Raw genomic sequence first — 12,832 nt, forward strand, 5'->3', positions numbered from 1 at the left:
TTTTCAAAGTCCTGAATGAACAGCAGTTGCCTTACCGGTCTTTGCAGCCTCAAGCACGGCAAGCCCGGTCGCAAGCGACCAGATGCCATCCTCCAGAGTTGCGGAAGGCTGACCTTTACCTGCGATGGCATTATGGAAAGCCTGCAAGGCAGTTTCGTAGAGATTCTTCTGGTCGAGCGGCATTTCGTGCTCGCCATCCTTGTCACGCAGAATGACGGTTCCCACCGGCTTTTGCGTCATGACATTGCGTGCAATGAGCGAGCCTTGGCTGCCATGCACTTCAAAGCCGGTTTCCGCATATTTGGTGGTGAATGCATCGTGGAATTGGGCAATCGCGCCGGAGGAGAAGCGCAGCACACCCATCACACCGTCTTCCAGCCCTGCGCCGCTTAAGCCACCCTGCTGGCTGAATGCCACAGCTTCGACCGGGTCTTCACCCAGCACAAAGCGCAATGTATCGGCATCATGCACGGTAATATCGAGGATCACACCGCCGCCAGCATCGGGGCGCTCAATGCGCCAGCCTTGCAAATGCGGCGGCAGATAAACCGCATGAAAAACCCGCGCGCCCAGCACCTTGCCGATCTTGCCTTGAGCGATAGCATCACGCATGGCGCGGTGGCTTGCAGCATTGCGCAAATGATGATTTGTGCCCGCCACAACGCCCGCTTCACGCACGGCTTTCAGCATTTCGTGGGCATCGCCAATCGTCAACGCCAGCGGCTTTTCGCACAGAATATGCTTGCCTGCTTTGGCGGCAGCAATCGCCTGATCGCGATGCAGTTCATTGGTAGTGGAGATATAGACAGCGTCGATTTCCGGATCAGACAACAGCGCATCAAGGCTTGTCACCGAGCGGGCAATCCCGTTCTCGCGGGCATAGGTTTCGCCACGCTCAGCATTGGTGCTGTAAACGGACGCAACTTCGCCACCGGTCGCGCGAATGGCGCCGATAACCCATTCTTTTGCAATGGTGCTTGCGCCTATAAGGCCCCACTTTGCCATGCGAATTTCTCCTCCTTTTTAGATTGCGTACCGCAACTTGCACGCACTGCAAGACGCACCGCCAAACGCTGCGCCTCCGCCTCCACCCGTTCCGAATTGATCTGTTTCAGCAAAAGCTGCGCCGCACGTTCTCCCAAACCTTGCGGATCAACAGCCACAGTTGTCAGTGCCGGAACAGCGGTCTTTGCTTCGATCACATCGTCAAAACCAACCACCCCGAAATCCCGGCCCGGCTCCAGATTTGCAGCGCGCAAACCATCGCAGACCCCAAAAGCCACAGCATCATTGAAGCACACCGCTGCCGTCGGCTTCATGCCGTGCCGCAACATGCGCTCAACTGCTTCAACACCGCCAGCACGCGAAGGCGCTGAGGTGAACACCAGCGCATCATCAAACACGATGCCCGCCTGCTCAAGCCCCGCACGATAGCCCGCAACTCTTTCAGCAAAAACAGCGGTATCCGCATAGCCGCCCATGAAAGCGATTACGCGATGCCCCAGCGACACCAAATGCTCAACTGCCTTTGCCACGCCACCGCGATTGTCCGAAACAATCGACGACACACCCGACCCCGGCACATCGCGCACCATCTGCACAACCGGCAGGCCGCTTTTTGCCAATGGTTTCAGATCACTAGCCTCGGTGCCACGCGCCGGCGAAACGATCAGCCCGGCAATGCCATGCTCACGCATCGAAGCAATCACCTCACGCTGACGATCAATGCTTTCCGCTGTATTGGCGAGAAACTGCACATAACCTGCCGATTGCATGACGCGATCAACACCAACGGCAAGCTCGGCAAAGAAGCTGTTGGTCAGATCATTGACCACAAGCCCGATAATCTTCGATTTCGACTGCCGGAGATTGGCGGCCGAGCGATTATAGACATAGCCGAGTTTCTCGATCGCTTCCTGAACCTTAGCCCGGGTCTCGGCATGAACCAGAGGACTATCGCGTAGAACAAGCGATACAGTCGACTTCGACACGCCTGCTTCGCGTGCGATATCGATGACCGTGATGCTGCTCTTGCTCATATCCGTCTCCTGTTCCCTTAGATAATTGGAACGATCCAAATTTGTCAACTTTTTTAATAACCACGGAATTGCCATATTCTTGACATCGGTTTTCCTTAATTTTTGAAGCATTTCGCGACGCTAAATGCAAAATCAGAGCCTGAAATCGCATTTTTTACGCACCATATTGAAATTTGGAACGATCTAAATTATTCATGTCGTCGTGGAGTTGGAGGACTGACATGAGCGCATCATCAGAAAACGTGCTGACCCTGCCATTCGTTGATGGCAGTGTAAAACCATATCACCTGATCGGCACCCCGACACCGCGCCCCGCCTCTCCTCCAAAATTCAACCGCATTGCCTATGCCGCAGCGCATGTTGTTTCAGACCCGCTGAGAGACAGCAATCCGTGGAACGCGCCGGCAATTGACTGGGATGCGACAATGGCTTTCCGCCACCACCTCTGGAGCCTCGGCTTTCAGATCGCGGAAGCGATGGATACCTCGCAACGCGGCATGGGTCTCAATTGGGCCGGAGCGCAGGAGCTGATCCGCCGCTCGCTGGCAGAAAGCAAGACCGTAGCAGGTGCTGATCTGGCCTCTGGCGCTGGCACTGACCATCTCGACCCGTCGGAGGCAAAAAGCCTTGATGACGTGATTAAGGCCTATGAAACCCAGGCTGAATTTATCGAGAAGAACGGCGGTCGTTTCATTCTGATGGCCAGCCGCGCACTCGCTCGCATCGCCCGCTCGCCAGAGGATTATGCCAAGGTTTATGGCCATATTCTCACTCATGCCCGCGACAAGGTCGTGCTGCACTGGCTGGGCGACATGTTCGACCCACAACTCAAAGGTTACTGGGGTTCAGACAAGTTTGAAGACGCGCTTGATACGGTCATCGGCATTATAGAGGCCAATCGCGACAAGGTTGAAGGCATCAAGATTTCGCTGCTCGAAGAGCGCTACGAAATCGCGCTTCGCAATCGCCTGCCGGACGGCGTTCTCTGTTTTACGGGCGATGATTTCAACTATGCACCACTCATCGAAGGCGACGGCAACAAACACAGCCATGCGCTGCTTGGCATTTTCGATGCAGTGGCACCACAGGCTTCAAGCGCGCTTGCCGCCCTCGCAGACGGTGACAATGCCCGCTTCCGCGCGATCATCGAGCCAACCGTGCCACTATCGCGCAAAATCTTTGAAGCACCGACGCAGTATTACAAAGCAGGCGTTGTGTTTCTCGCCTGGCTCAATGGACACCAAAGCCATTTCACCATGCCCGCCGGAATGCAATCGGCACGCAGTATCCTGCATTATGCCGATATTTTCCGCCTCGCGGATCAGGCAAATGTTCTCGATCATCCGGAAATTGCCCTTACCCGCATGAAAACTCTTCTGGCGGTTTACGGCTTAAACTGACCGCCGAAAAAGAAAAATGGCAGCTCTTAACCCCAAGCAAGCTGCACCCCTTTCGGGCGCGGAGTAATATTACACGCCTCTGCTTTATCACTCATCAATCGAGTAGCTCAACATCACCAAATTATCATAGCTGTAAAATTTAAATACACATTTAAGTAGAATCAATATATATTGCATACCTATTAAATATACTAAATTTATAAGACTCTAATAGAGAGTTATTACTTTAATGACAAAATATAAGATATTTATAAAGTCTATAATACTTAGTTTTTTCACTTCTCAAGCATGGGCTGATGTACCCACTTTCGAGGTTCATGGTTCATTTGGCGGTGAACGTGCTGATGCGGCTGGCATATCAGCGGATGGCAAAACAATTGGCATACACCGATCATCTGCGGGCGGTGATTACGATAAATCCTTTATCGTGACGCCGGCCGGTATAACCGATATCGGCTCGTTAAGCGGTTCAGAACGAACAGCACTTTTGGCAGTTTCATCCAATGGTCTTGCCGCAATAGGCAGCGCATTTGTCAATCAAGCTGAATCACATGCCTTCTGGTGGTCCCGCGAAACCGGAATAAGAGATATCGGAACACTGGGCGGAACGAATTCATATTCCAGAGGAATTTCGGCCAACGGAACTGTTGTTACCGGAGACAGCTACCTCGCAGGCGACACCATAACCAATGCATTTCGCTGGACACTTCAGGATGGTATTACCAGCATCGGTACACTTGGCGGGTCATCGTCATTTACCCATGCGATTTCGGCTGATGGCAGTACGATCGTGGGTTACAGTTTGACGGCATCGTCCGATGTCCACGCCTTCCGATGGACCGAGGCCAGTGGCATTGTAAGTCTTCAAACTTTGGGTGGAAACACGTCGACAGCGCGTGCCGTTTCCGCTGATGGGAGTGTCGTTGTAGGCACCAGCGACACCGCCGATAGCTCCCAGCATGCATTCCGCTGGACTGCCGAGACCGGCATGGTCGATATCAATATTCACGGAAATGCGCTGTATAGTATTGCCGATCTGGTTTCAAACGATGGCAAGGTTGTGGTGGGAACAGCCTCATTCAACAATGGGTTCAACCAGGCTTTTCGCTGGACCCAGGAAGCAGGCATGATCAGTCTGGGCTCGCTAGGCGGCGGCCTGTCTCACGCTCTCAGCCTCAGCGACGATGGCACAGCGATCGTAGGCTATAGCTATACCGATACGATGGCGCTCCGTGCATTTCGCTGGACAGCCAGTGACGGCATAATTGATTTGGGAACAATTGGCGGCAACAACGCGATTGCCTGGGATGTATCAGGGGATGGCAGCGTGATCGCCGGAACAGCTGAAACAGCTGAAGGAGCGCTTCACGCCACGCTGTGGAAATTTCCAAAGCCCGATCCGGGAACGATACCAACTGAGCCTGAAGGCAACCCAGGTACCACGCCGACAAATCCGGGCTCCGGTCCAACGGAAAACCCTTCTGCTGAAAAACCTGTCACGTCTCCAACAACCATCGACCTTGATCATACGGTTGCGACGGTCTTCACACAGGCAAGTAACAGCTTTTCGGCGATGGAGGCTCAGCGCCTTACATTGAACAAGCTGCAAAACTTTTGCGACATTGAAAGAGCCGGCCAGACCTGCTATTCGCTTTTTACCGATATCAGCGGCTTTGGCGGTCAGAAGGATTTGCTGACAGGTTTCACGCTTGGTCACGGCTTCACCGACAATTTTTCAGCAGGTGTCACCCTCGCCCATTCTTTCTGGCGTGATCTGCCGGACGGTTTTGATACCGGAAGCGATAATTTCGGCACTGGCATCTTTGCGCAGTGGAAAGACAAGACCGCTATAGGGGATTGGTATATGCGGGCGAGCCTGGCAACCAATCGCTATGATACCGACATCACGCGGCCAAAGCTCGCCTATACAGAAGCTGGAACCGGCGAAAGCAGGTTACAAGGCTGGAGCACTGCGCTGGAACTGGGGCGGACAGACAATCTCAATTTCCATAATGCCCGTCTCGGCTATTATGGCGGTCTGCGCTACAGCAATCTGTCCATGGATGGCTATACGGAAAGCAATGCGCTGTTTCCGTTCACTTATGGTGACATGAAATATGAGCTGACCACGGCTTATGCGGGTACAAATTTCACTATGCCGCTGACCGACAGAATCCGATGGTCGATCAATCTCGAAATCGAGCAGGATGTTGCGCACAAGGATCCCGAATTTGACGCCAGAGCTGATTATATCGGCGTATTGACGCTCGATTCCGACTTCTCACATACCAGAGGTTCCGCCTGGACAAGTGTGAGTTATGCCGTCAGCGATGCGGTTGAACTTTCATTGACACCCTATGTGACCCGCACGGCATCGCGGGACAATGCGTTTGGTGCCATGGTCCGGCTTTCCGGGAAATTCTGACCAAAAGAAAAGCCCCGCAGCAAGTGAATGCTGCGGGGCTGTTTTTGAAGTAAAATGATCTCAGCGCCAGCCAAGTCCCGGTGCAACATGCTTGAGGATCGACTCGATCACATGCGCGTTGTACTCAACACCGAGCTGGTTTGGCACGGTCAGAAGCAGCGTATCAGCTTCAGCAACCGCCTCATCCTTGGCAAGTTCCTTGATCAGCTGGTCTGGTTCAGCTGCATAGGACCGGCCAAAGACTGCACGCAGATTTTCCTCGATATAGCCAATCTGATCCTGCTCTTTGCCACCATTGCCGAAATAGGCGCGGTCACGATCATTCACCAGCGCAAAAATGCTGCGGCTGACTGAAACGCGCGGCGTGCGCGTATGTCCGGCTTCTTTCCAGGCTTCGCGATAAGCGCGAATCTGCTTGGCCTGCTGAATATGCAAAGGCTCGCCGCTTTCGTCCTTCTTCAAGGTCGAGCTTTGCAGGTTCATACCAAGCTTTGCGGCCCAGATTGCGGTTGCGTCAGAAGCAGCCCCCCACCAAATACGATCTCTGAGACCTTCCGAGTGCGGTTCGATCTTCAGAAGCCCCGGAGGGTTTGGAAACATTGGCCGCGGATTTGGCTGTGCAAAGCCTTCGCCTTTCAGCGCCTCAAAGAACACCTCACCATGCTTGCGGCCCATATCGGCATCAGTCATGCCTTCTTCCGGCTCATAGCCGAAATAACGCCAACCATCGATCACCTGTTCGGGCGAACCACGGCTGATCCCGAGCTGCAGGCGGCCTTTGGAGATCAGATCCGCAGCGCCTGCATCTTCGACCATGTAAAGCGGGTTTTCATAGCGCATATCGATGACGGCAGTACCGATCTCGATCTTGCTGGTCCTGGCACCTACGGCTGCAAGCAGCGGAAATGGCGAAGCAAGCTGGCGGGCAAAATGATGCACACGGAAATATGCGCCATCCGCACCCAACTCTTCAGCAGCGACAGCAAGGTCTATCGACTGCAAAAGCGCATCGCTTGCAGAACGCGTGCCGGACTGTGGCGAAGGCGACCAATGGCCGAATGAGAGAAAGCCGATATTTTTCATGACTATGTTCCTCTGAGCATGATCCGGCCAGCGTGAAACAGGACGCGGCAGAACAATGCTTCAAACTTTGTGCAGGGGCACTTTTCATCTGTTTTGTCAGAATATGGCGGTGGGCGATAGCCATTGAAAGGGCACTGAACACTGTGTTCATGAAACAGAATATAGCGGGCTGGAAAGCGCCTGCGATGACGACACGTTGACAGCCCAAACGGACCCGATTAAGCCTCAATCTCAGGCGGATAGATCTTCAATCCCATTCTGGAAAAAATGGTATTGGATATAAGGTGTATGCCGACAAAATGCCCAAATGGGCAACGCACCAAAACAGGGGAGATTTTCATGCGTTCTATGCTTCTGGCCTTGCTGGCCGCAACAGCACTTGTAACGACGGCTCAGGCCAAGGATGTAACGGTTGCCGTTACTGCTATCGTTGAACATCCGGCACTTGATGCTGCGCGCGACGGCGTGAAAGACGCGCTGGCTGCTGCTGGCTTCAAGGAAGGCGAAAACTTGAAGTTCGTCTACCAGTCCGCTCAGGGCAATCCAGCAACCGCTGCGCAGATCGCACGCCAGTTCGTTGGCGAAGCTCCAGACGTGATCGTTCCGATTTCGACACCATCGGCACAGGCCGTTGTTTCCGCAACGCGTGATATTCCGATTGTCTTCACCGCTGTTTCCGATCCAGTTGGCGCACAGCTCGTCAAGGACATGGCAAAGCCGGGCGGCAATGTAACCGGCCTCTCCGACATGTCGCCAGTTGCTGAGCACATCAAGCTCATCAAGGAAGTGATGCCGAACATCAAGAAGCTTGGCTATCTCTACAATTCCGGCGAAACCAACTCCGTGTCGCTTCTGGCAGCACTGAAGGAAGCCGCTTCTGCTGAAGGCATCGAGATCGTTGAATCGGCTGCAACCAAATCGGCAGAAGTTCAGGGCGCAGCCCGTGCGCTCGTTGGCCGCGCAGATGCGATGTATGTGCCGACCGACAACACCATCGTTTCAGCGCTTGAAAGCGCCGTCGGTGTTGCCGAAGAAAGCAAGCTGCCGCTCTTCACCGCGGATACGGATTCCGTCAAGCGTGGTGCGCTTGCCGCTCTCGGCTTCAACTATTACGACGTTGGCAAGCAAACCGGCGCTGTCGTTGTGAAAATCCTCAACGGCGAAAAGCCAGGCGATATCGCTGTCGACATCGCCAAGGGCACCGACCTCGTCATCAATCTTGCTGCTGCAAAGAAGATGGGCGTCGAGTTCCCGCAGGCTGTTATCGACCGCGCAACCAGCAAAGTCGAATAATTGCGATTTATATCCTAAAGAAAAGGGCGGGACGATTTCCCGCCCTTTTCTTTTAAAACTGTCGAGTTTTCAAAATGCCTGCCATTCATATCCTTCCTGCTGATGACAACACCAATGGCTGGAGCAGGATATTGCCTGCCCGTGCACCACAAGCTGCACTTAAAGGCGATATTAAAGCTGACTGGATTGTGCTGGGCGCTGGCTATGCAGGCTTAGCCGCCGCCCGGAGGCTGGCCGAAAACCGGCCCAACGACAAGATTGCACTGATCGATGCGCAAGAAGTCGGAAAAGGCACATCCGGACGCGCTGCAGGCTTTGCCATTGATCTGCCGCACAATGTCAGCTCATCAATGGAGGAACTGGCCAAGTCGCACAGCTACCGTGCGCTGGCGCGTGCAGCCATAGACCATCTGAAACAGCAGATTGACCAGCATGGCATCGACTGCGATTGGCGGCAGGATGGAAAATTTCACGCAGCCGTTTCCGATCAGGGGATGCGTGAAGTTCTTGAACCAACCGTCAAAGAGCTGGAGCGCCTTAAAGAACCCTTCGACTGGCTTGAAGGTGATGCTCTTACCAAACGGCTCGGTACCAGCCATTTCAAAGCAGCGATCTTCACCTATGGCACATCACTGCTGAACCCTGCTGCTCTGGTGCGTGGCCTTGCCGACAACCTTCCTGAAAATGTCACGCTTTATGAGAACTCTGCCGTAACCAAGATCGATTATGGCGACCGTATCCTCATAAGCACGGCAAAGGGTCAGGTTCAGGCACCCGCCATGATCCTGACGGTCAACGGCTTTGGTGAGCAGTTCGGCTTTTTCAGGCGCAAGCTTCTGAATTTCGCAGCCCATGCGAGCCTCAGCCGCAAGCTTGACGATCAGGAATACAAAGCCATCGGCGAAGTCGCTCCTTGGGGGCTGACACCTGCCAATTCCTTTGCTGGCATCACCATGCGCCTCACCTCTGATCGGCGCATACTGGTTCGGCAGAACGTGCATTTCTGCCCGTCGCTGCGCCAGTCGGATGCGCGGCGCCAAACAATCAAGCGTGAGCACAAACGGCTGTTCGACGAGCGTTTCCCGATGCTTTCAAACGTCGATATGGAACACACATGGACCGGCTTCATCTGCCTGTCACGCAATGGCGCTCCTGGTTTTGGGCAGATCGCCAAGAATGTTTACACCTCGCTTTGCCAGAACGGCGTCGGCATCACCAAAGGCACGATTGGCGGCATTCTTGCAGCCGACATGGCCTGCGATATCGACAATCCACTGATCGACGACATGCTGAAGCTCGGCAGCCCGACCGAACTGCCACCACGACCATTCCTCGACATTGGCGTCCGCGCACGATTTGCCTGGGAGCTATGGCGGGCACGCGGCGAAGTATGAGCGAAACCGAGTGAGCTGAATGTTGTAACGGGCGCACAGACTGGTGCTTTTTGGCGCATTTGCAGCGATAATGCTTGCTTATTGGAGCTTTTGGGTTGTATCGGGAAAAAGACAGAGCCAGAACAATCGCAAGCAATAAAATTGCGCATGAAAAACCGGGGAATGGTTCCAAAGGCAAATGTGTTTGGAACAAACTCAAATCAAAACCGGTCGTGATTGAAACAGGTCTTTCGGACATGAAAAGGCAAATGCCTGAATGTGCGAAAGCCAGTGAATCTATGTGCCTTGAATGGTGCGTTTTCATTTTCAATGACGGCAAAGAACAAGGAATCTCAATGTGAGTCAGATCGCCTTCTGGGGTGCGGTCGAATTGGGCCTCGTCTTCTCTTTTGTCGCCATCGGCGTCTATCTGGCTTTCCGCGTGCTCGATTTCCCCGATCTGACCGTGGATGGCTCGTTTCCGCTTGGTGCGGCCGTAACAGGCGTTCTGATCCTTGCTGGCTGGAATCCATGGCTTTCCGCCGGTTTTGCGATGATTGCAGGCTCGATTGCCGGTCTGGTGACGGCGACGCTCAACGTGCGCTTCAAGATCCTCAACCTGCTGGCTTCCATTCTGACGATGATTGCACTGTTCTCGGTCAATCTGCGCGTCATGGGTCGTCCGAATATCGCACTGATTAATCAGGATACGATGCTGTCTCCGTTCTTCGGTCACGGCATTCCTGAATATTATGTGCGTCCGGCCTTCCTGTTTGTGCTGGTTGCCATCACGGTATTCCTGGTCTGGCGCTTCCTCGAAAGCGACATGGGCCTTGCTATGCGTGCAACTGGTGCCAATCCGAAAATGGCCCGCGCACAGGGCGTACGCACTGATCGCCAGATTTACCTCGGAATGGCACTCTCCAATGCGCTCGTAGCGCTTGGCGGCTCGCTTTTCGCCCAGACAAACGGCTTTGCAGACGTGACCTCCGGCGTGGGTACAATCGTTGTTGGTCTTGCCGCTGTGATCATCGGCGAAACATTGCTGCGCTCGCGTCTCATCCTCGTCATTCTCATTGGCTGTGTTGCCGGTTCGATCATCTACCGCATCGCTATCCAGCTCGCGCTTTCCAATGGCAGCATTGTCGGGCTTCAGGCTTCTGACCTCAACATTGCGACGGCACTTCTTGTTACCTTCGCCCTGATATTGCCGCGCCTGCGTCGTGGAGGAGCATCATCATGATCGAAGTATCCAATCTTGAAGTTATCTTCGGTCGTGGAACACCGCTGGAAAAGCAGGTGCTCAACAAGATCAATCTGACAATGGAGCAAGGCTCGTTCGTCACCGTGATCGGTTCCAACGGCGCTGGCAAATCGACAATGCTTGGCGTGCTTGCAGGCGATGTCATCCCCACCGCTGGCAAGGTTGTGATCAGCGGACAGGATGTGACACGCAAGTCCACTGCCGAGCGTGCTGGTCTTGTGGCGCGCGTGTTTCAGGACCCGCTTGCAGGCAGCTGCGGCACGCTGACGATTGAAGAAAACCTGGCACTGGCTGCATCGCGTGGAACACGCCGTGGCCTGACCCATGCGCTCAATTCCAAACGCCGTGAATGGTTTCGCGAACGCGTGGCAAGCCTCAATCTCGGCCTCGAAAACCGCATGCAGGATCGCATGGAGCTTCTCTCCGGCGGTCAGCGTCAGGCGCTCTCGCTAATCATGGCAACATTGGCGGGTTCAGAAGTGCTGCTGCTTGATGAGCATACGGCAGCACTTGATCCCGGCATGGCTGAATTCGTCATGGAACTGACCCGCACGCTGATTGCTGAAAACAAGCTGACAGCACTGATGGTCACGCATTCCATGCGTCAGGCGCTCGATTATGGCGACCGCACCATCATGCTGCATGGCGGCAAGATTCTGCTCGACGTAACCGGTGACAAACGCAAGACGCTCGGCGTTGAAGACCTCATCGAAATGTTCCGCAAAGTGCGCGGACAGACACTCGATGACGATGCTTTGCTGATCGAATAATATTACAAACAGCTTTGTTTCACAGCCGCCGTTCAGTTTGACCGGCGGCTGTTTCGTTTGAAAACGAATTGCGCTACTTAATCCTAATGGCGCAAAAGAAAGCACACGAAGTCGATCAGTTTATTGGAAAGCCGAGCAGCTCGTTTCCGGTTGTGCTGCTCTACGGCCCTGATAAGGGGCTGGTGAGCGAACGTGCGCGTCGATACGCGCAGGCGACCAAGCTTCCGCTCGACGATCCCTTTGCCGTCATCCGCATGGAAGCCGATGAAATCGATGCCGATCCTTCAAAGCTCGCAGACGAAGCGCGGACAATTTCGATGTTCGGCGGCGAGCGCCTCATCTGGATCAAGAATGCAGCCGGGCAAAAGAAGCTCGCGGATGCCGTGAAACTTCTGGTGAGCGAGCCACCGCGTGAAACCTATATTCTGGTTGAAGCAGGTGATCTCAAGAAAGGCGCAGGCCTTCGCAGTGCTGTAGAGAACGGTTCTGCTGGTATGGCGTTGCCCTGCTATTCAGATGATGCGCGCGGCATAGACGGTGTGATTGACGACGTTCTAGCCGAATGGAAAATGCAGATCACCATGGACGGGCGCCAGCTGTTGCGGGCAAGTCTTGGCGGCGATCGTCTTGCCACGCGTGGCGAGCTGGAAAAGCTTTGCCTTTATGCGCGCGGCAAGGAACGCATTGACATAGATGATGTGCGGGAAGCCGTTGGCGATGTGGCCGGGCTTTCGACCGACGAAGTGGTGGATGCTGTCCTAAACGGCGATCTGTCACGTTTTGAGATGACATTTGACCGCGTCGTAAGATCAGGCACAGCACCCTTTTTGGTGCTCAACACAGCGGCTCGTCAGTTCCAACAGATACAGACCCTGCGCCATATCGCAGACACTGAGCGCAAAAGTGCTTCAGTTGTTGTTGCATCGGCACGGCCTCCGATCTTCTTCAACCGCAAAAAGCTGATTGAAAACGCCGTCGGCCGCTGGAATGCCGACAGTCTTTCCCGTGTGATGGAACGTCTGCAACGCGCGGTCCTTGAAAGCCGTCAGAATGCGTCATTGGCTGTGCCGATCATCCGCCAGTGCCTGCTGGCGATTTCGGTAGAAGCCGTGAAACTCTCGCGCCGATAGAATTCTAACCAAGCTTATAGCATTTCCAGCAAAAGTGCGAAGCGGTTTTGCGTCG

At 54.2% G+C, this 12,832-nt stretch carries 11 protein-coding genes; 8 read left to right on the forward strand and 3 right to left on the reverse strand.

From position 1 onward, the window contains the following. Positions 1-3: 3 nt before the first annotated feature. Entirely contained in the window at positions 4-1,005 is a 1,002-nt protein-coding gene (locus CEV34_RS06555) for a Gfo/Idh/MocA family protein (protein ID WP_007872359.1), read from the reverse strand. Beyond that, entirely contained in the window at positions 984-2,039 is a 1,056-nt protein-coding gene (locus CEV34_RS06560) for a LacI family DNA-binding transcriptional regulator (RefSeq protein ID WP_007872362.1), read from the reverse strand. The genes CEV34_RS06555 and CEV34_RS06560 overlap by 22 nt, the downstream gene beginning before the upstream one ends. Positions 2,040-2,260: 221 nt before the next feature. On the opposite strand from CEV34_RS06560, the gene CEV34_RS06565 reads away from it, so the two are divergent. Both CEV34_RS06565 and CEV34_RS06570 read left to right on the forward strand, forming a co-directional pair. After that, positions 2,261-3,439: a dihydrodipicolinate synthase family protein gene (locus CEV34_RS06565; protein WP_007872364.1), complete on the forward strand. Its 1,179-nt coding sequence runs from the start codon at positions 2,261-2,263 to the stop codon at positions 3,437-3,439. A 229-nt stretch (positions 3,440-3,668) separates the two neighbouring features. After that, positions 3,669-5,864 carry an autotransporter domain-containing protein gene (locus tag CEV34_RS06570; protein ID WP_094543477.1) on the forward strand — a complete coding sequence of 732 codons (2,196 nt, stop codon included), beginning with the start codon at positions 3,669-3,671 and terminating at the stop codon, positions 5,862-5,864. Positions 5,865-5,924: 60 nt separating this feature from the next. On the opposite strand, the gene CEV34_RS06575 is transcribed toward CEV34_RS06570, so the two are convergent. Beyond that, the gene (locus CEV34_RS06575; protein WP_007872368.1) at positions 5,925-6,947 is read right to left on the reverse strand and encodes an LLM class flavin-dependent oxidoreductase; all 1,023 of its coding nucleotides are present in this window, start codon (positions 6,945-6,947) and stop codon (positions 5,925-5,927) included. 339 nt (positions 6,948-7,286) lie between these two features. On the opposite strand from CEV34_RS06575, the gene CEV34_RS06580 reads away from it, so the two are divergent. From CEV34_RS06580 to holA, 6 genes are all read left to right on the forward strand, one after another. Continuing rightward, on the forward strand, positions 7,287-8,240 hold the full coding sequence (locus CEV34_RS06580; RefSeq protein ID WP_007872370.1) for an ABC transporter substrate-binding protein: 954 nt from the start codon (positions 7,287-7,289) through the stop codon (positions 8,238-8,240). Positions 8,241-8,314: 74 nt separating this feature from the next. After that, positions 8,315-9,634, forward strand: a complete 1,320-nt coding sequence (locus tag CEV34_RS06585; RefSeq protein WP_007872371.1) for an NAD(P)/FAD-dependent oxidoreductase — start codon at positions 8,315-8,317, stop codon at positions 9,632-9,634. A 74-nt stretch (positions 9,635-9,708) separates the two neighbouring features. Beyond that, complete coding sequence (locus CEV34_RS06590) at positions 9,709-9,975, forward strand: hypothetical protein (protein ID WP_143853316.1); 267 nt, start codon at positions 9,709-9,711, stop codon at positions 9,973-9,975. Further along, positions 9,972-10,856 (forward strand): ABC transporter permease, encoded by an 885-nt coding sequence (locus tag CEV34_RS06595; RefSeq protein ID WP_007872377.1) that lies wholly within the window; start codon positions 9,972-9,974, stop codon positions 10,854-10,856. Before CEV34_RS06590 ends, CEV34_RS06595 begins: the two co-directional genes overlap by 4 nt. After that, positions 10,853-11,647: an ABC transporter ATP-binding protein gene (locus CEV34_RS06600; protein ID WP_007872386.1), complete on the forward strand. Its 795-nt coding sequence runs from the start codon at positions 10,853-10,855 to the stop codon at positions 11,645-11,647. Before CEV34_RS06595 ends, CEV34_RS06600 begins: the two co-directional genes overlap by 4 nt. A gap of 86 nt (positions 11,648-11,733) precedes the next feature. Beyond that, a complete protein-coding gene (gene holA, locus CEV34_RS06605) occupies positions 11,734-12,777 on the forward strand; it encodes a DNA polymerase III subunit delta (protein WP_007872387.1) in 1,044 nt (347 codons plus the stop codon). The last annotated feature ends 55 nt before the right edge of the window (positions 12,778-12,832 follow it).

The sequence above is a fragment of the Brucella pseudogrignonensis genome, from assembly GCF_002252525.1.
In the GTDB taxonomy this organism is placed as follows: domain Bacteria; phylum Pseudomonadota; class Alphaproteobacteria; order Rhizobiales; family Rhizobiaceae; genus Brucella; species Brucella pseudogrignonensis.

Coding starts and splice junctions, on each gene's coding strand:
- CEV34_RS06560 (WP_007872362.1), bottom strand. CDS start 2,039: ATGAGCAAGAGCAGCATCACGGTCATCGATATCGCACGCGAAGCAGGC.
- CEV34_RS06565 (WP_007872364.1), top strand. CDS start 2,261: ATGAGCGCATCATCAGAAAACGTGCTGACCCTGCCATTCGTTGATGGC.
- holA (WP_007872387.1), top strand. CDS start 11,734: ATGGCGCAAAAGAAAGCACACGAAGTCGATCAGTTTATTGGAAAGCCG.
- CEV34_RS06575 (WP_007872368.1), bottom strand. CDS start 6,947: ATGAAAAATATCGGCTTTCTCTCATTCGGCCATTGGTCGCCTTCGCCA.
- CEV34_RS06555 (WP_007872359.1), bottom strand. CDS start 1,005: ATGGCAAAGTGGGGCCTTATAGGCGCAAGCACCATTGCAAAAGAATGG.
- CEV34_RS06585 (WP_007872371.1), top strand. CDS start 8,315: ATGCCTGCCATTCATATCCTTCCTGCTGATGACAACACCAATGGCTGG.
- CEV34_RS06570 (WP_094543477.1), top strand. CDS start 3,669: ATGACAAAATATAAGATATTTATAAAGTCTATAATACTTAGTTTTTTC.
- CEV34_RS06580 (WP_007872370.1), top strand. CDS start 7,287: ATGCGTTCTATGCTTCTGGCCTTGCTGGCCGCAACAGCACTTGTAACG.
- CEV34_RS06600 (WP_007872386.1), top strand. CDS start 10,853: ATGATCGAAGTATCCAATCTTGAAGTTATCTTCGGTCGTGGAACACCG.